General features: G+C 52.0%; 13 protein-coding genes and 1 pseudogene. 11 read left to right on the top strand and 3 right to left on the bottom strand.

The genetic code is table 11. The features are described from left to right. Position 1: 1 nt before the first annotated feature. From aroC to ACQY69_RS08720, 4 genes are all read left to right on the top strand, one after another. Positions 2–1156 carry a chorismate synthase gene (gene aroC / locus ACQY69_RS08735; protein ID WP_428260142.1) on the top strand — a complete coding sequence of 385 codons (1155 nt, stop codon included), beginning with the start codon at positions 2–4 and terminating at the stop codon, positions 1154–1156. Next, positions 1153–2304 (top strand): bifunctional chorismate mutase/prephenate dehydratase, encoded by a 1152-nt coding sequence (locus ACQY69_RS08730; protein WP_428260141.1) that lies wholly within the window; start codon positions 1153–1155, stop codon positions 2302–2304. The genes aroC and ACQY69_RS08730 overlap by 4 nt, the downstream gene beginning before the upstream one ends. Beyond that, a complete protein-coding gene (locus ACQY69_RS08725; RefSeq protein ID WP_428260140.1) occupies positions 2304–3653 on the top strand; it encodes a shikimate kinase in 1350 nt (449 codons plus the stop codon). The genes ACQY69_RS08730 and ACQY69_RS08725 overlap by 1 nt, the downstream gene beginning before the upstream one ends. Positions 3654–3958: 305 nt before the next feature. Next, positions 3959–4615 (top strand): DUF1847 domain-containing protein, encoded by a 657-nt coding sequence (locus ACQY69_RS08720; protein WP_428260139.1) that lies wholly within the window; start codon positions 3959–3961, stop codon positions 4613–4615. Between the two features lie 491 nt (positions 4616–5106). On the opposite strand, the gene ACQY69_RS08715 is transcribed toward ACQY69_RS08720, so the two are convergent. Further along, positions 5107–6993, bottom strand: coding sequence for an ABC transporter ATP-binding protein (locus ACQY69_RS08715; protein ID WP_428261043.1), 1887 nt, complete (start codon positions 6991–6993; stop codon positions 5107–5109). A 48-nt stretch (positions 6994–7041) separates the two neighbouring features. Beyond that, complete coding sequence (locus ACQY69_RS08710; RefSeq protein ID WP_428260138.1) at positions 7042–8781, bottom strand: ABC transporter ATP-binding protein; 1740 nt, start codon at positions 8779–8781, stop codon at positions 7042–7044. A gap of 153 nt (positions 8782–8934) precedes the next feature. On the opposite strand from ACQY69_RS08710, the gene ACQY69_RS08705 reads away from it, so the two are divergent. The 7 genes and pseudogenes from ACQY69_RS08705 (at position 8935) to ACQY69_RS08675 (ending at position 18348) form a co-directional block, all read left to right on the top strand. After that, positions 8935–9810 carry a LysR family transcriptional regulator gene (locus tag ACQY69_RS08705; RefSeq protein ID WP_428260137.1) on the top strand — a complete coding sequence of 292 codons (876 nt, stop codon included), beginning with the start codon at positions 8935–8937 and terminating at the stop codon, positions 9808–9810. Between the two features lie 247 nt (positions 9811–10057). Further along, positions 10058–10786, top strand: a complete 729-nt coding sequence (gene vanR / locus ACQY69_RS08700; RefSeq protein ID WP_428260136.1) for a VanR-ABDEGLN family response regulator transcription factor — start codon at positions 10058–10060, stop codon at positions 10784–10786. A gap of 397 nt (positions 10787–11183) precedes the next feature. Beyond that, a pseudogene (locus ACQY69_RS08695) lies at positions 11184–11909 on the top strand (sensor histidine kinase); the annotation flags it as partial. A 234-nt stretch (positions 11910–12143) separates the two neighbouring features. Continuing rightward, positions 12144–13328: a D-alanine--D-alanine ligase family protein gene (locus tag ACQY69_RS08690; protein ID WP_428260135.1), complete on the top strand. Its 1185-nt coding sequence runs from the start codon at positions 12144–12146 to the stop codon at positions 13326–13328. Next, positions 13328–13987: a D-alanyl-D-alanine carboxypeptidase family protein gene (locus tag ACQY69_RS08685; RefSeq protein WP_428260134.1), complete on the top strand. Its 660-nt coding sequence runs from the start codon at positions 13328–13330 to the stop codon at positions 13985–13987. Before ACQY69_RS08690 ends, ACQY69_RS08685 begins: the two co-directional genes overlap by 1 nt. Continuing rightward, entirely contained in the window at positions 13974–16376 is a 2403-nt protein-coding gene (gene vanT / locus ACQY69_RS08680) for a serine racemase VanT catalytic subunit (RefSeq protein WP_428260133.1), read from the top strand. The genes ACQY69_RS08685 and vanT overlap by 14 nt, the downstream gene beginning before the upstream one ends. A gap of 700 nt (positions 16377–17076) precedes the next feature. Then, a complete protein-coding gene (locus tag ACQY69_RS08675) occupies positions 17077–18348 on the top strand; it encodes an MFS transporter (protein WP_428260132.1) in 1272 nt (423 codons plus the stop codon). Positions 18349–18388: 40 nt separating this feature from the next. Here the strand turns inward: ACQY69_RS08675 and ACQY69_RS08670 are convergent, their stop codons facing one another. Continuing rightward, the gene (locus ACQY69_RS08670) at positions 18389–18778 is read right to left on the bottom strand and encodes a hypothetical protein (protein ID WP_428260131.1); all 390 of its coding nucleotides are present in this window, start codon (positions 18776–18778) and stop codon (positions 18389–18391) included. Positions 18779–18785 lie beyond the last annotated feature (7 nt).

Here is an 18785-nt window from a genome sequence, read left to right as displayed (position 1 = left end):
AATGATATCCACCATAGGAAAAAACGTCCGGATATCCATATGGGGCGGATCTCACGAGCCGGCCATCGGTGTCGATATCACCGGTATCCCTGTAGGGACTGAAATAGATATGGATAAACTGACGGCCTTTCTAAGGAGGCGCGCTCCCGGCAACAGCATTTTCGCCACTAGGCGGAAAGAGCCGGATATCCCGCTGCCTCTGACGGGACTGGAACCCTGCAGCATCCATCGGTCAGATGCCGTTCAGTCAGATACCGTATCGAACGGCGATCCGTCAGGTAAAAGGATGATAGTCACCGATAACACTATTTCCCTGGAAATACGAAACACCGATACACGCTCTGCCGATTACAGAGCTCTGAGGACCGTGCCTCGCCCCGGACATGCTGATTACACGGCCCGGCTCCGATACGGCGACAGCCTCAACATGGCCGGCGGAGGGCCTTTTTCCGCCAGGATGACTGCTCCTCTCTGCATCGCGGGAGGCATAGCCATGCAAATACTGGAACGACAGGGCATCACCATAGGCGGTCACATATATTCGGTCGCCGATGCCAGAGACGAGCCTTTCGACCCGACAGCTGTAAACGCCGATCTGCTGAACGATTTGAAGACGAAAGATATGGCAGTGATTTCCCGGAGCGCCAAACTGGAAATGCAGAAACGGATATGGCTTGCCATGGAGGACAGAGACTCAGTAGGTGGTGTCGTCGAAGTCTGCGGCCTCAACATCCCTGCGGGTATCGGCGGCGCCATGTATGACGGACTGGAAAGCACATTGGCACCTCTTTTCTTCGGTATCCCTGCCGTCAAAGGAGTCGAGTTCGGTGCCGGATTTGCCGCCACATTGCTGCGAGGATCACAGAATAACGACGCCTTTTACTACGAAGGCGATACTGTGAAAACCAGGACCAACAACCATGGCGGGATCCTGGGCGGCATAACCACGGGAATGCCACTCATAGCCAGACTGGCTTTCAAGCCGACGCCTTCCATCGCAAAGGAGCAGGCTTCGGTGGATCTATATAGAAAGGAAAATACGACCCTCAGGGTGAAGGGCAGACATGACCCATGCGTGGTGATGCGTGCCGTTCCTATCGCGGAGGCGGCCATGGCCCTGGGACTTTTAGATTGTATCATGGAGGTAAAACGATGACAGACAAAAATTTAGAACAGATGCGACAGGATATTGACAAGATCGATTCTCAGATAACCGATTTGTTCAGGACTCGCATGGAGACTTCGCTGGAAATAGCCAAGTATAAGAAAGAGCACCAGATCCCGGTCCTCAACGACAACAGGGAGAAGGAAGTGCTCCACAAAGTCTCCGAGCAGATAGGCGAGCCTTTTGACGGATATGCCAGACTGCTGTTCAACACTATTTTCGATGCCAGCAGATCGTGTCAAAACAACTTTCTGGCAAGAAGATCAGACCTGGCTGAAAGGATAGCGGCAGCCCTCGAACATACGCCGAAGCTCTTTCCAAAAAAAGCTGTCGTGGCATGCCAGGGCGTCGCAGGCTCTCACTCGCAGGCGGCCTGCGAAAAGCTTTTCGAAGTTCCCAGCGTGATGTTCTTCAACAGCTTCGAAGGGGTTTTCAACGCCGTCGAAAAAGGACTGTGCCAGTACGGCATCCTCCCTATCGAAAACAGCTCCTACGGTTCTGTCGGCACCGTATACGACTTGATGCAGAATTACAATTTTCATATCGCAAGAAGCATCAGACTGAGGATAACCCACAATCTGATGGCCAAGGCCGGAACCAAGCTGTCGGACGTAAAGGAGATCTTCTCCCACGAACAGGCTATCGGCCAATGCGGCGAATTCCTCAAGACCTTGAAGGATGTCAAGGTGACTGTTTGTGAAAATACAGCGCTGGCAGCTAAAATGGTAGCCGAAAGCGGCCGGAACGATGTGGCGGCGATCTCTTCCAAAGAGTGCCTGGAGCTTTACGGCCTGGAGCTCCTCAAAAAACACATCCAGATAAGTGACAACAATTATACACGCTTTATCTGCATTTCCAAGAACATGGAGATCTACCCAGGCTCCAACAAAATCAGTCTGATCCTGTCACTGCCACATGTACCTCGTTCCCTTTACCACACCATCGCCAAGTTCGCGGCTCTCGGCATCAACCTGACCAAGCTGGAATCACGGCCTATACCTGGCAGCGACTTTGAGTTCATGTTTTACTTCGACCTGGAGGCGTCGGTCTATTCCCAGGAACTGATAAATCTGCTGAGCGAACTGGAAAATCAGCCTGAGACATTCGTATTCCTGGGCTGTTACACGGAGCTGATATGATGAGGTACGGACTTGTCGGAAAAACGCTGGCCCACAGCTACTCAAAGGAGATACATGAATCTCTGGATTGCTACGAATACGACCTTTTCAGCCTGTCATCAGATGAGATGACGGACCTTGTCAGAAGCGGCGACTTCGACGGTCTCAACATCACCATACCGTACAAGAAGGACGTTATCCCACTCTGCGATGAGGTGTCCGATCTTGCACGCGCGATAGGCGCCGTCAACACGCTGTACTGGAAAGAGCCGGGCGCTCAGAGCGGGCGCATCCTCGTCGGTCACAATACCGACTATGAAGGTTTTCTGTACGCGGCAAAGCGCGCCGACATCACCTTTGAGGGGAAGAACGTGCTCGTGCTCGGCAGCGGCGGCACATCCCTGACGGTTAGGAAAGCCGTCTCCGACAGCGGCGCGGCAAAGGTATACGTCGCGTCCCGAAGGCCGCCGGCCAGCACGGATAAGCCCACCGGCTGCACAACGGCGCCGTTGGACACGTCGGACCGTTTGCCTGCTGACGCGCCGGGCTCCGGCTGCGACATACGGCTCATCTCCTACAGTCAGCTGCCCGATATAGCGTCCTCCGTTCAGATCATCGTTAACACGACGCCTGTGGGAACATACCCGGACAATCTGAAAAGCGTCATTGAGCTTTCGGATCTTCCGCATTGCGAATCGGTGATAGACGTTATATATAATCCGTTCAAAACCAGGTTGCTCCTCGATGCCGAAAAAGCCGGCCTTCGCTTTTCCAACGGCCTGCCTATGCTGGTAGCGCAAGCCACAGCGGCAGCCGGATATTTTCTCGGAACGCCGGGAGCTTTCGAAAATGAAAACGAGCGCATAATAGACGCCATGACAAGACGCATGGAAAATCTGGTGCTCATCGGGATGCCGGGAAGCGGCAAATCCACCATCGGTCGCCTGCTGGCCGGTCAAACGGGAAAGCGCCTGGTAGATATGGATATCGAGATCGAAAAACGCGCGGGGATGACTATACCCGAGATATTCCAACGTTTCGGCGAGGAGCGTTTTCGCGATATGGAAAGCAGGACAGCCGCGGATCTGGGAAAAGAGCGAGGTCTCGTGATCGCTACAGGCGGCGGTACGATCCTGCGCCCCGAAAACGTAGCTGCCCTCAGACAAAACGGTAAAGTCATACATATCCGGCGACCGGTCTTCAGTCTCCCTATGGACGGCAGACCGCTGTCCAAGGACATGGGCACCCTCAAATCGATGGAGCATGAAAGGCTTCCCATATACGAAGCCGCTTCCGATATGACTTTCGATAACAGCGTCGATCTTTCCGAAGAGGAGCTGGCTGCGCGATTGGCCGCATTCATCGGATAAGCTCTGTCCGGCGCATATATACGCAAAATAGATACGCCATACGGAGCTGCCTGCGGCAGAGGTTTCGAGATGACTTCTCCGCTCAATAAAGAAATGAGCATGACGGGATCAAAACCCTTTATTTTCACATGCTGACCGCAAAAGTCCGCGCATTTAAGGTACTTTTTTGAGATCCCGAAAATATCGTTTCAACGATATTTCCTGCATCATAAAAGGGAATGTCCATTTTCTTAAAAATCAGCTCCGGAAAGACTATAGCTTATGATATAATGGAAAAAACAGTAAGTATATTCCAAGAGGTTACCATGAAAAAAGATAAAATAATGCGAAGCTGTATCGACTGTGCATCCAAAGGCTGCGATATGAAAGGCGGGAAGTTCCCTGATTTCTGTCTCACCAAAAATCTTGATCCGGAGCTGCTGGATGAAGCAATGTCGCTCTATACAGATGACGAGGAAAACCACAATGTCACTATCGCGTCTGCGGAAGTGGAATACGAAAACTACTGCAAAATGACGCGGATCGAGGAGATCATGGAGTTTGCAAAGAAAATCGGCGCCGGAAAGCTGGGGATCGCCACATGTGTTGGTCTGCTGGCAGAGGCCCGCACGGCGGCAAAGATATTCAGATGCCACGGCTTCGAAGTCGTCGGCGCTGCATGTAAGATAGGCGCTCAGCCCAAGACGCGCGTCGGCATAAGTCCGGAGTGTGAAGCCGTGGGAAAAAACATGTGCAACCCCATAATGCAGGCTAAACTCCTCAATAGAGAAAAGACCGACCTCAACATAGTGATCGGTCTCTGCGTCGGCCACGACAGCCTGTTTTACAAATACTCTGACGCTCTGTGCACCACTCTCGTAACCAAGGACCGAGTCCTCGCTCACAACCCTGTCGGTGCGCTTTATCAGGCAGGATCGTATTATTCCAGACTCATGAAGAGCGACACCACAGACGGGAAATAACTGTCCCTTGAAAACGAAGCCATCACCCAGGAATGCTAAAAAGGATCTGTTATCAACGCACAATAGGCATAAATTACGATTACGTGATGCTCACAGACGGTACAAAATGCCTAAAATCCACAAAACACTCGGCATTTTGGCATAAAATCAACGGCTACCTGTCCGAAATATGCCTAAAACAATATCTAAAACTGATTTTTTATTATTTCGCTATCAGAAGAGCTTGAAATACAACGGGCATTATGCCAATTGACAAGCAAAATTCTCTGTTATAGGCATTTCTTGATGAGACGATAACAGGAGCTTACAGCCGCCAACCCGTATCAAAAAAGGACTGTCGCCCTGACAGTTATTCCCCGTTAATGCGACAGCCTTTTCTGTTCTATCTTTTCTATCCCCTCTTTGCGGCGATTTCTCACCGACCTTGATATCAGAAGCCTTTTCCCCATTAATATCCTCTCAGCTCTGCCGACACCTTTCCTGCCTTTTGCTTACTCGGCAAAATTACCCGTATAGAGCTGATAATACTTGCCTTTCTCCTCGATGAGTTCGTCGTGGGTGCCGCGTTCGATGATACGGCCCTGTTCCATTACCATGATACAGTCAGAGTTCTTTACCGTCGACAACCGATGGGCTATGACGAAAGTAGTCCTGCCCTTCATCAGGGCGTCCATTCCGGCCTGAACCAGCTTCTCGGTACGGGTGTCTATGGAAGATGTGGCCTCGTCCAGTATCAGCGCCGGCGGATCGGCCACTGCGGCCCTGGCGATAGCCAGCAGCTGACGCTGGCCCTGGCTCAGGTTGGAACCGTCTCCCGTCAGCATAGTATCATATCCATCAGGCAATCTGCGTATAAACCCGTCAGCGTTGGCCAGCTTGGCAGCATTGATACATTCTTCATCGGTGGCGTCCAGCTTGCCGTAACGTATATTGTCCATAACAGTACCTGTGAAAAGATGTGTATCCTGAAGGACCATACCCAGAGATCTCCTCAGATCCGGTTTTTTTATCTTATTTATGTTGATGCCATCGTAGCGGATCTTGCCGTCAGCGATATCATAGAACCTGTTTATCAGGTTTGTAATGGTAGTCTTGCCGGCGCCTGTCGCTCCTACGAATGCTATCTTCTGTCCCGGTTTGGCCCACAGGCTTATATCGTGAAGTACGATCTTATCATCCGTATATCCGAAATCCACATTTTCGAATACTACTCCACCTTCCTGCTTCGTATATGTGATCGTTCCATCATCCTTGTGCGGATGTTTCCACGCCCACAGATTGGTCCTGACATCGGATTCTGTCAGATCACCGTTCTCATCTTCTCTGGCGTTGACCAGCTCCACATAACCCTCGTCGCTCTCCGGCTCCTGATCCATCAGGCTGAATACACGATGCGCGCCTGCTGCGGCGTTGACTACGAAATTGAGCTGCTGGCTCACCTGAGTTATCGGATTGGTGAAACTCTTGTTGAGACCAACGAAAGTGACTACCGTACCGATGGTCACTCCTGCCCATCCGTTTATCCCGAGAACAGCGCCGACTATAGCCACTAAAGCATAGCTTATCCAACCGATATTGGCGTTGACCGGCATCAGCAGGTTAGCATAGCTGTTGGCTTTATTGTTACTGTCTCTCAGCTCCTCATTGACCTTTCGAAAATCCTCTATGGCCTCCTGTTCATGACAGAAAACCTTGACTACCTTCTGTCCATCCAGCATTTCCTCAATGAATCCATCTACGACACCCAGATCCATCTGTTGTTTGATATAAAACCTTCCTGACTTCTTGGAAAGGCTGGCAGTGACCATCAGCATAGCTATCGCCGTCAATATTGAGATCACCGTCAGCACTGGATTGAGGATTATCATAGTCACCAGAGTGGCTGTCAACGTGATCAGTGAATTTATTATCTGTGGAACGCTCTGGCTCAGCATCTGTCTCAGCGTATCCACATCATTGGTATATACCGACATGATGTCGCCATGGGCGTGAGTATCAAAATACTTGATAGGCAGAGATTCCATCCTGTAAAAGAGATCGTCTCTCAGACGGAGCATGGTTCCCTGGCTGACCGTGACCATTATCCTGGTATAAGCATACGCCGTTATGACACCGACCCCCAGGACACATACGAGACGGATAAGATCCGCCGCCAGACCGCTGAAATCGCTGGTCCCGCTGGCCAGCATCGGAGCTATATAATCGTCTACCAATGTCTGTGGGAACGTCGCTCCGATGACCGTCGCGATGGCTGTTATCAGGATACAGAGTATGACGATAGCAAATCGTCCTTTATAATAGTGAAGCATATATTTTATCACCCGGGTTATGACCCCGGTAGCCGTATGGACTCTGCCGCCCGGTTTCTTTTCTTTCATGTTCCTTTTGTTGTCTTCCATTATCCCTTTTCCTCCTTTCCTCTATCCTTAAGCCGGCTGGTCGAAATCGCCGCCGCCTTCCAGCTGCGAGTTGTATATTTCCTGATAGATATCATTGTTTTTCAACAAGTTCTCATGAGTATCGAAGGCGTCTATCCTGCCGTTCTCCAGCACCAATATCCTGTCGGCCGACTGGACGCTGGAAACACGCTGTGCGATGATTATCTTTGTCGTACCCGGGATCTTTTCCGCGAAAGCTTCCCTTATCCTGGCGTCTGTAGCCGTATCGACAGCACTGGTAGAATCGTCCAGGATCAGCACTTTCGGCTTTTTCAGCAGCGCTCTGGCGATACAAAGTCGCTGTTTCTGACCGCCTGAAACGTTGGCCCCGCCCCGCTCTATCTTGGTCTCATATCCTTCCGGCATCTTGTCGATAAACTCGTCAGCACAGGCCGCCTTGCATGCTTCTATGCATTCTTCCCTTGTAGCGTCAGGATTCCCCCAGCGCAGGTTGTCGAGGATAGAACCGGAAAACAGCGTATTCTTCTGAAGCACTACAGAAACCTGATTTCTCAGAACTTCCGTGTCATATCTGCGCACGTCGAGTCCGCCTACGCACACTGAACCGCTGTCCACATCATAAAGCCGGCATATGAGATTCACCAGGCTGCTCTTTCCGGAACCTGTACCTCCTATGACTCCGATAGTCTCCCCCGATCTTATATGAAGGTCTATATCCGACAAAGCATTCTTGCCGCTGCCATGTTTGTATGAAAAATCCACATGATTGAAGTCGATGCTGCCGTCTTTCACCGTCATCACCGGGTTTTCCGGATCAGTCAGGTCCGGCTCCTCGCTCAGCACCTCACTGATACGACGTATGCTGGCCAGCGACATGCTGATGAGCACGACGATCATGGAAAGCATCATCAGGCTCATCATGAGCGCCATGATATAACTGAAAAGACTGGTCAGATCACCAGTGGACATGGAGCCGCCTACGATGAACTGAGCGCCCAGCCACGATACGGAGATGATACAGAAATATATGGCTATCATCATAGCCGGGCTGTTGAAAGCCAGGAGCTTTTCCGCCTTGACCGAAAGATCATAAAGCCCCCTGGACGCGCCGGAAAATTTCAGATTCTCATGCTCCTCACGGACGAATGCCTTTACTACTCTTATAGCCGTTATGTTTTCCTGAACGCTGGCGTTCAGATCATCATATCTGCGGAATACCTGTCTGAAGATCTTCAACGTCACCACCATGATGGCCCCGATAACGACTACCAGGAACGCTATGGCGATCAGGAACATGAGGCTGAGACGCGGGCTGATGATTATGCACATGATATAACTGAACACCAGCGTCAGCGGCGAGCGGACAGCTATACGGATGACCATCATGAAGGCCATCTGCACGTTGGTGATATCCGTCGTCATCCTGGTCACCAGTCCCGGTACACTGAATTTATCAATATTGGAGAAGGAGAAGGTCTGTATCTTCATATATATCCCTTCTCTGAGATTGGCCGCCAGCCCTGATGCCGCTCCCGCGGCGTTCTTTCCGGCCATGGCGCCGAAGAACAAACTCAGGAACGCCATGACGATTATCAACGCTCCATAACGATAGACCGCCGGCAGATTTTCCGCCTGGATGCCTCTGTCTATTATCATGGCCGTAACAAACGGTATGAGTATTTCCATGATCACTTCCAGCGTCGTGAAGCTGATACATCTAAATGTTTCCTTTTTATATTGCTTAAGCTGCTGTAAAACTTTTCTCAATGTTAAACCCCCTTCTTGTAAGTCTTGTCGTTTACCTTTCGCTTGATTCCCAGCAATTCATATCCTTTTTATTAAAGCATATTTTCACTTGAAAAAGAAGCGAAAAAATGTCATTATTAATGATATAAACGCAATAATAGGAGGAGATTCAAATTGAATACACAACAATTGGAAACCTTTGTCCAGGTGGCGGAGAACCTGAATTTCGCCAGAGCTGCCGAGGCGCTCAATATCACTCAGTCAGCCGTCTCACGCCAGATACACGCGCTGGAGGACGAGCTGGGAGCCAAGCTGCTCCACAGGACCACCAGGACAGTAACTCTCACCCCTGCAGGCATCAGCTTCCTCACCGACGCGAAGCACATCATCGGCAGGCTGAAATTCGCCGTGGGAAAAATACAGCACCAGACCGACTCCGACATACAGATTCTGTCAATCGGCTGCGGCAACGACGCCCATCTGGAATTTCTCCACAAAGCTCTGTCCGTATGCCACGACGAGATCCCGGCCTTCCATCCTTTCCTGAGGATAATCTCCCACAGATCCCTGCTGAATCTCTTCTATCAGGGGGAGATCGAAGTACTGGCAGGATTCAGGAATGATATCCCTGTCAAAGGAGGTATCATTTTCAACGAGATCTCCCGCCTTTCCCTGTGCTGCGTACTCCCCAGATCACATCCCTACGCCAATAAGGAGAAAATCTATCAGCAGGAGCTCCTCTCGGAAAGTCTGGTCACATGCAGCTCCTACGCCATACCGGGACAGGCCATCGAATATCAGAACAGAATAGCCGAATACATGTCTCCTGAGGCAGTCCATCCCTGTGACAATCCTCAGGCGGCTCTGGCTCTCGTTCGTGCCGGATACGGATATTCCATCCTTCCCGAAAGCAGGTTTCACGACGACGGACTGTGTTACATCCCGCTGGCCGATCCGGAGTCGAGACCACTGTCATGTGGGCTCTTTTACAAAAAAGGGGCTTCCAACCCTCTCCTGAAAAAATTCATTTCCATCGCGGAAAAGGTGTGAGGCAGGCCGGACCGGAAGGCTGTGTGGGTGGAGAATCGAGCCGGATCAAAGGGGCGTATCAAGGAGGATCATATGAGAAGGCCGTAATCCCCGTCAAGTCGCGATCCCCGTCAAAATGAACCGCTCGAGATATTCTGACCGTCCGTGTCCGGCCGGCAATCACCCAATGCCTGACTCCTGCCTGCTGACAAAGACAATTGCTTTTCCTTATCCCCTCTGATATACTTGTGCCGGAAAAGGTGGTATCATGAAAAACGCTGCGAAAGAAAAAATATTGATAGTTGACGACGAGACAGCCATCGCTGACCTGATGGAGGTCTATCTGAAAAACGAAGGATACGATGTCCTCAAATTTTATGACGGAAAAAGCGCGATCAAGTGTATCGACAACGAAACGGATATCGATCTGGCGCTGCTGGATGTAATGCTGCCTGATATGGACGGCTTCTCCATTTGCCTCCATATCAGGGAAAAACACTTCTATCCCGTGATCATGCTGACGGCTAAGGTGGAGGACATGGATAAGATAACAGGACTTACCCTGGGTGCCGACGACTACATCACAAAGCCCTTCAATCCGTTAGAAGTAGTGGCCCGCGTCAAGACTCAGCTGCGCCGCTACAGACGATACAACGACGCCGGAGCAGCTGGCTCCGTCGATGCTGCCAACACGGACCCTGATGAGCTGGATATCCGCAATCTGCACATTTCCAGGGCAAGCCACAAATGCCTCCTCAATGGCAGGGAGCTGACCCTGACACCCATGGAATTCTCCATCCTGTGGTACCTGTGTCAGCATCGCGGGAAGGTCGTCTCATCAGAAGAACTGTTCGAGGCCGTCTGGGGCGAGAAATACATGGATAATAACAACACCGTCATGGCTCACATCGCCCGTCTCCGTGAAAAGATGGGAGAGCCTGCGAGAAAACCTAAATTCATAAAGACAGTCTGGGGGGTGGGCTATACAATTGAGTAATAAAAACAGTGCTTCTCAACGAAGCCGCCTTTCGAGGCAGATCCTCGCGAAATACTTTCTTTCAGTCATCGGTTTCATCGTAGCCTTTGTGGCAATCGTCCTGATACTCTGGCGCGTTTCCGCCACTATCACCTGGTACGAGGACGACCTGCTGTATCGTTCCCTGATATACGTGCGGGAATACATCCTTCTGTTCGGAGGCATTCCCCTCATCCTGGGCATCGTCCTTATAACATACTACTTCATATCCAGGCCTCTGCGATACCTGGATCAGGTGGTAGAGGCGTCGGAACAGCTGATGACATCCGGAGATGAACCCGTAGAGCTGCCTGCCGATCTGAAGACTGTCCAGGACGAGATGAACCTGCTCCGGGAACAAAACATCCGCAGCAGACGGGCCGCCAGAGAAGCCGAGCAACGGAAAAACGACCTGATAGTATATCTGGCTCACGACCTGAAAACACCGCTCACCGGCGTGACAGGCTATCTAAGTCTGCTCCGTGACGAACCGGATATCTCAGATACCACCCGCAGCAAATATCTGAGCATCGCCCTGGAAAAAACCCAGCGCCTGGAAGATCTGATAAATGAATTCTTTGAAATCACCCGCTTCAATCTCTCCTCCATATCGCTGGAGCTGGAACGGACCAACCTTACAAGGATGTTGGAGCAGATCACCTACGAATTCAGCCCTGTCTTGTCTGAGAAAAATCTGATGATCGACACTCAGCTGGAACCGGATACGGAAATCACGTGCGACCGCGACAAGCTGGAACGGGTCTTCGATAACCTCATCAGGAACGCCATAAACTACAGCTATCCTGATTCGACCATTTGCTTTTTTATGGAGCATACAGACCTGCCTGCCCCAGGCGCTCTCATCACTGTAAAGAACCATGGGAAAACCATTCCTGCCGACAAGCTGGAGCGCATATTCGAGCAATTCTTCCGACTGGATCCGGCTCGTTCCGCATCCACGGGAGGATCCGGTCTGGGGCTTGCCATCGCCAAAGAGATCGTAGAGACGCACGGGGGTCGCATCTCCGCGTCCAGCCGGGATGAAACCATTACTTTCACGGTTTTCCTGCCGGAAAAGCCCCCTCAACCGGAGTCCTCTGCCTGATATTGTCCGATGTCATAAAATCGTAAGGATTTCCCAATAAAAACTCAACATCTGACGTATGTTCTCCACATAAATGTCCCGTCCCGGTCTGGTACTGTTAAAGTACCGGGCCGGGATTTTTCATACCGGGGATGCGTCCGATAAAGCGAAGTGCCTGACATCCCAGCCTGACGCCGCCTGTGCGGCCGGCTGCTCCCCGAACACAAAAGGCAAAAAAGAGAGGAGACCTTACTTATGTCTGAAACAGACCATGGCAGAAAAAATATCGCCGTCATATTCGGCGGTTGTTCACCGGAATACGAAATCTCGCTCCAGTCGGCCTCGGCCATCGTAGAAAATCTGGACAGAGAGAAATACGAACCCATACTGGTAGGGATATCAAAAGAGGGAAAGTGGTTCCTTTATCGCGGGTCCGTGGAAAACATCCGACAGGACAAATGGCTCACATCGGTGTCGGACACCGACGCAGCGGCAGGCGAAAATACGGGGATTTGCCTTCCCGCCATCATACCTCCCGACAGAGGAGATCGCCGGCTTCTGGTTTTCGACAGCAGCTCCGGAACAGTCACAGAGCGCATATATCTGGACGCCGCCCTCCCAGTGCTTCACGGAAAGAACGGAGAAGACGGTTCAGTCCAGGGCTTGCTGGCCCTGGCAGATATACCGGTAGCAGGCTGTGGCATCACATCGTCCGCCCTCTGCATGGATAAAAATCTGGCTCATCAGCTGGCGGCTTCCTGCGGTATACAGGTCCCACGGTCACTGATGCTGAAAGGGCCGCTGGAAGACCATATCGACCGCCTCACCGTCTTCGTCATCGAAACGGGACTCCCGGTATTCGTCAAACCCGTAAAGGCCGGTTCTTCCCTGGGGATAACGAAGGTCACCTCCACAGGAGACCTGCCCTCCGCCATCGAAACAGCGTTCATCTACGACGATGAAGTCATCATAGAGGAGTGTATCGACGGCTTCGAGGTGGGCTGTGCCATCGTCGGCGAACATCATCTGACCGTCGGCGAACCGGATGAGATATGTCTGGACTGCCATCCCCAGGCCACCGGCAATTTCTTCGACTATGTAGAAAAGTACACGCTGGATCATTCCACTATCTACGTTCCCGCTCGCGTCTCCGTGGAAATGTCCCGGAAGATACGACGGACAGCGGTGAACATCTATCGTGCTCTCGGCTGTTCCGGTTTCGCCAGAGTGGATATGTTCCTGACGCCTTCGGGCAAACTGGTATTCAACGAAGTCAACACCATCCCCGGATTTACACAGCACAGCAGATTCCCCGCCATGATGAAGGCAGCCGGCATTGACTTCGGTCCCCTGCTGGACATGATACTGTCTCAGGCTCTCGAGAAAGACAGCATGGCCGGACATCTGGACGGCTCTTTCACTCTTCAGGAGGTGATGTGATGAGAATGCGACACCGCATCTGCAAAAACTACGGTACGGAGCCGGCTCTCACCCGTCCCGTACTGGTCAACCGGGAGAACGGACTGGAAACCGACTGTGATATGTCTGAGCTGGTCCCTGTGGGAAAAGCTCCCGACGTCCTTCTCCATCGCCGCGCAGCAGCGGCGCTGGAACATCTGATGGCTCAGATAGACGGCTGGGAACACATCGTTCCCGTCAGTGGCTGGCGCTCGTTCCGGCAGCAGACGGATATCTGGAACGATACAGTAATCACCCGCGGCGAAGACTTCGCCCGCCGGTTCGTGGCTCTTCCCGGTCACAGCGAGCATCAGACGGGACTGGCTATCGACCTGGGGTGGAAACAGGAAAACAGAGAAATAGATTTCATCTGCCCCGTATTCCCTTATACGGGGATATGCGGTCAGTTCCGAAAACTGGCTCCTTCCTTCGGATTCGTAGAACGCTATCCTGCCGGCAAGGAGAAAATCACAGGGATAAGTCACGAACCCTGGCATTTCCGCTATGTAGGACTCCCTCACTCCCTGGCGATGGTCTCTTTGGGGCTGGTCCTGGAGGAATATATCTTGCTGCTGGACGTCGGCCCGCAGGGAGTCGGTGTGAGCCCAAAGAAAAGGAGGCCGGGTCATGAAAGCATTTGAAACCATAAGATCCAGCTCCCATAAATCGGTCTCCGCCGCCTTCGTCGGCACGCCACAGACGACAGCCGGAGGCGGTCTCGATATCTTCAGGATGATTGCCGCCTTTCTCGTCGTGGCCATCCACACCGCTCCTCTGGACAGCTTCAGCCGCGATATCGACTTCCTCTTTACAGGAGTATTGGCCAGAGTGGCCGTTCCCTTTTTCTTCATGGTGACAGGCCATTTTACCGCATCACGTTTTTTTCTCTCCGATGAGCCCGACTCTGGCGGGATAGGCGCTGGATGCGGCCCGGCCAGGGTCGCCTTGCTGTCGTCGCTGAAAAAGCTGGGTCTCCTGTACGCTGCCGCGTCCATCCTCTATCTGCCTGTCGCTGTTTATGCCGGATACTACGACGGTCTGACGGCGACAGGGCTTCTCAGACTGGTGATCTTCGATGGGACCTTTTATCACCTGTGGTACTTCCCTGCCTGCATGATGGGATTGGCGCTGCTCTACGCCATGAGCCGCTTCATGTCCCTCACCGGCGCCACAGTCATTTCAATGTTCCTATACGTCATAGGATTGGCCGGAGACAGCTATTTCGGCATAGCCTCCCGTCTGCCGCTAATAGATCATTTCCTGGACGGCGCTTTCCACCTGTTTTCGTACACCAGGAACGGTCTGTTTTTCGCCCCCCTCTTCCTGCTGCTGGGGATATGGTGCGGCGGCAGACTCGCGTCAAAAGGCCGCGGCTACGGCAGACGTCCCATTTCCACGGCGGTCCGGTCCGCCATCCTCACTCTCTTCCTGGCTGCCATGACAGCTGAAGGCTTTTTCCTTTACCTGGGAAGACTCCAGCGTCATGACAGTATGTACGTGATGCTTGTCCCAGTCATGATATCCCTTTACCGACTGCTGCTGACGATCCCGGCCAGCCAAAGCCCCCGCCTTCGTCCCATATCGACATTGATATATATCATCCATCCAGGATCCATCGTCTTCATCAGACTGCTGGCCGACATCTCGGGGCTGGAGTGGCTGCTGACAAGCAACAGTCTTGTACATTATATCGTTGTTTCACTGCTGTCCCTTACGATCGCCCTGCTGGCCGACGCCATTTTGTTCTCCCGGAGGACCGCCGGAGGCTGCTTCCGGACCGAAAGCCACTGCCTGAGTAAAGCCTCACGAGATACCTGGGAAAACCGTTCCCCTGAATGGTCGCGGGACAGAGCCTGGGCGGAGATCGATATGGATGCCCTGGCAGCCAATGTAACTTTTCTGCGCTCCCGACTGCCGGAAGGCTGCCGCCTGATGCCGGCTGTCAAAGCCGAAGCCTATGGCCACGGCGCTGTCATCATTGCCAGAGAGCTCAACAGACTTGGTATCCGCTCCTTCTGCGTCGCCTGTATCGACGAAGGGATATCCCTGAGAGATGCAGGCATATGTGGAGAGATACTGATACTTGGATACACCCATCCCTCCCGCTTCGACCAGCTTTTACGGTACCGCCTGATACAGACTGCCGTGGATCTGGCTCATGCCCGTGCCATGGATGATTTCGGGAAAAAACATGGTCGGCACATACAAGTACACCTGGCTGTAGATACCGGTATGCACAGACTGGGAGAGCCCTGCGAAAATATCGAAGGCTTTCGTCTCATGATGGCCATGGAAAACCTGGAGATCTCGGGTCTTTTCACCCATCTGGCGGCCTCCGATATGACGGACGCATCGAGCCGCCGCTTCACCGAAAAGCAGCTTGAAAGCTTCCGCACTCTCGTCTCCGCCCTGGGCATAAGCTCGGAAGACGGCGGAGAACGCGGGCCAAAAGCCCTGAGCCGTCTTAAACTCCATGTACTGGCCAGCTACGGTATTCTCAACTATCCGGAGGCCGCTTTCCACTACGCCAGAGTTGGCATCGCTCTCTACGGCGTCCTCAGCAGCCGGGAGGACGAAGAAAGTTACGATACACCGCTGCGTCCCGTCCTTTCCGTCAAAGCCCGCGTCACCTCCGTCAGAAAACTTCGGGCCGGAGAATCCGCCGGCTACGCTATGGCCTTTACCGCCTCAAAGGAAATGAAAATAGCAGCCCTGGCCATCGGGTACGCAGACGGACTGCCGCGAGAGCTTTCCAACATGAAAGGCTCAGTACTCATCGCCGGGAAGCGTGCTCCCATTATCGGCCGCATCTGTATGGATCAGACTATCATCGACGTCAGCCATATCGATAAAGTCTGCGCCGGAGATGTAGCCGTCATCATCGGCTCCGGTGACGGTGGATCTATCCGTGCATCTCAGCTGGCAGCCTCCGCGGGAACCATCACCAACGAGATCCTGAGCCGGTTGGGAAATCGGCTTCCGCGAATACCTGTGAAAGACTTACATGCTATAATGGATTCAGACAGATAGACAGGAGGAAAAAAGCAGTATGTAAACAGATGGCAGGATCTTCTTTCCAGCTGAACGGGTATGAAAAAGCATATTTCTCCGCGTTTTACCTACATTTCACTTTTTTTGCGTAATGTAGATAAAATCTTCAACGTTTACTGTCTCTCCTTCAGACAAATTATCTGTATTTATGTCATAAAGCATTAATTTTCCTCTTGACTAAAATGATCCAGCATCTCAAAACTGTTGGATTTTGCCTACTTTTTTTATTTTTCGAGAAATGTAGGCATTTTCTTCGCTTGTCGGATGGACCGGCACAAAGGGATGATGCCTCCGGCCTTTTCTTTTTTCCATATATCCTTGACCGGGATCATTCCGTATGTTATCATGTCACACAATATATGGAAAGGGAGGTGGCTTGATGTCGTCTATTCGTTAAATAAGGGGACAATAGGATTTCTTTCATCACAGGATCTGTGGTGAGTATTTTGTCGTACTTGTTTTTCGAATGGGTGACCGGGTCGCCTTCCTTTTGCGTTCCGGCGATTTTTCACGCCTTCGCTCGGCGATGACAGCTCCACAGGATATCTCACCACAGGGAGATATCTTTTTTATTGTCCTTTACATGAAGCTACAGGAGATCCGCGCTGCCGATCACGCATGCGGCAGGCGCAGACGAAAAATGGCCCCGTTGGGGCCGGATAACGAAAGGATAATGAAAATGTCAGATAACGCAATTAACGATAACAAAAAAACGGCATGGAAACGGCCTTTCATCTTGGTAGCCGCAGGGCAAGCCGTTTCGATGCTTGGCAGCCACGGGGTCCAGTTCGCTCTCATCTGGTGGCTGGCGGAGCAGACATCATCGCCGCTGATGCTGGGGCTTTCAGGGCTGATAGCATACCTTCCCATGACTCTGTTCAGCCCTGTGGCCGGCATCGCCGCCGACCGCTTCAACAGAAAATTCATTTCCATATTCTCCGACATATCCATGGGAGTAATCGCGCTGATATACTCACTGCTGCTGTCATCCTTCAACATGCCTGTGTGGTCAGTGTTCATAGTCCTGTGCGCCCGGGGGATAGGGAGCACCTTTCAGCAGCCTGCCATCCAATCCATCATTCCTCAGCTTGTCCCATCGGACCAGCTGATAAAAACCAACGGATGGCTGCAGCTGATAAACGCAGGCTCCTTCCTGCTGGGGCCTGTTATCGGCGCCTCTCTGTACGCCGCCTTCCCTCTGTCCGTGGTATTGCTCAGCGACGTGGCAGGAGCCGTCCTGGCCAGTATCGCTCTGGGCTTCGTTACCATACCCAAGCTCGAAAAACACCTGGAGGAAAGAAAGAGCGCCGTTTCAGAATTCAAAGAGGGGCTTCTGATCTTCAGAAAGGATGAAAAACTGCTGCTCCTGGTAGTGGCCGAGGCTCTGTGCATGTTTTTCTATGCTCCTCTTTCATCCTTCTATCCACTGATGACCAGTGATTATTTTGGTTTATCAGCCATATATGGAAGCTTCGTAGAACTGGCATTCGCCGTCGGTATGCTGCTTTCATCGCTGTTGTTTTCCAGCGTACTCAGGATCAGACGGAAAATAAGGACATCTTTCGTCGGGCTTTTATGTATAGGTGTCATGTCAGCCCTCTGCGGTATCGTGCCTCCAACCTTCACCGGCTGGCTGGCCTTCGCGCTGTTCTGCGCGTGTCTGGGCGCTTCCGGCAACGTCCACACCATCCCGCTGACAGCTTATATCCAGGAAACCGTCCAACCGGAAAAGATGGGCAGAGCCTTTTCTGTCCTGACCCTCATCTCGTCAGTGACCATGCCGATAGGGCTTCTGATAAGCAGTCCTATCGCCGAGCAGGTGGGAGTGGCTCTGTGGTTCTTCATCTCGGGCATCGCCATCATCGTCATCTTCGCTGCCGCGATGCTGATCCGTCTTCCGTGGCGCAGGAAAAAGAAAAGCCAGAGACCTGATCTCCCTGGCTCAGCTTAGCCCGATACGCTCAGGCTGATCTGAATGACCGTCATACTTATTATACGGCATCTTCTCCGGAAAGTTCTTCCGTCAATTCAATGATGCGGGGCGCCAGGCGTTCCCGCTCTTTTTTCGTTATTCGAGCAAAGGCAGGATACGCGGTAATTATCAAAGCGATACCGATCAGCCCGACAGGTATCCCATAGATGAACCACTCCACCCACACCATGGTGAAGCACATTCCTATACCCAACAGCAGGCAGCCCAGCACGCCCAGGGTGATGGACACGATCATACCTTTTCTGGTAGCGCTCTTGTCCAGTTTCCGCAGCAGCTCCATCTTATCTTCGCTTTCATCCACCATCATGTATTTCCTGCGTATACTTCTTATTTCCTCCTGCCTTTTGGCCGAATAAGTGTATTCAAAGGTCTCGGGTCTGTTTTTCATAAAATCA

It is taken from the genome of Gallibacter sp. Marseille-QA0791 (assembly GCF_965119705.1).
GTDB classification, from domain to species: Bacteria; Bacillota; Clostridia; order Peptostreptococcales; family Anaerovoracaceae; genus Lentihominibacter; species Lentihominibacter excrementipullorum.
The sequence above is the reverse complement of the archived record's forward strand: the minus strand, read 5'-3'. Positions and strand labels throughout refer to the sequence as shown.

Coding starts and splice junctions, on each gene's coding strand:
- ACQY69_RS08725 (WP_428260140.1), top strand. CDS start 2,304: ATGAGGTACGGACTTGTCGGAAAAACGCTGGCCCACAGCTACTCAAAG.
- ACQY69_RS08670 (WP_428260131.1), bottom strand. CDS start 18,778: ATGAAAAACAGACCCGAGACCTTTGAATACACTTATTCGGCCAAAAGG.
- aroC (WP_428260142.1), top strand. CDS start 2: ATGATATCCACCATAGGAAAAAACGTCCGGATATCCATATGGGGCGGA.
- vanR (WP_428260136.1), top strand. CDS start 10,058: ATGAAAAACGCTGCGAAAGAAAAAATATTGATAGTTGACGACGAGACA.
- vanT (WP_428260133.1), top strand. CDS start 13,974: ATGAAAGCATTTGAAACCATAAGATCCAGCTCCCATAAATCGGTCTCC.
- ACQY69_RS08730 (WP_428260141.1), top strand. CDS start 1,153: ATGACAGACAAAAATTTAGAACAGATGCGACAGGATATTGACAAGATC.
- ACQY69_RS08690 (WP_428260135.1), top strand. CDS start 12,144: ATGTCTGAAACAGACCATGGCAGAAAAAATATCGCCGTCATATTCGGC.
- ACQY69_RS08675 (WP_428260132.1), top strand. CDS start 17,077: ATGTCAGATAACGCAATTAACGATAACAAAAAAACGGCATGGAAACGG.
- ACQY69_RS08685 (WP_428260134.1), top strand. CDS start 13,328: ATGAGAATGCGACACCGCATCTGCAAAAACTACGGTACGGAGCCGGCT.
- ACQY69_RS08715 (WP_428261043.1), bottom strand. CDS start 6,993: ATGAAAGAAAAGAAACCGGGCGGCAGAGTCCATACGGCTACCGGGGTC.
- ACQY69_RS08720 (WP_428260139.1), top strand. CDS start 3,959: ATGAAAAAAGATAAAATAATGCGAAGCTGTATCGACTGTGCATCCAAA.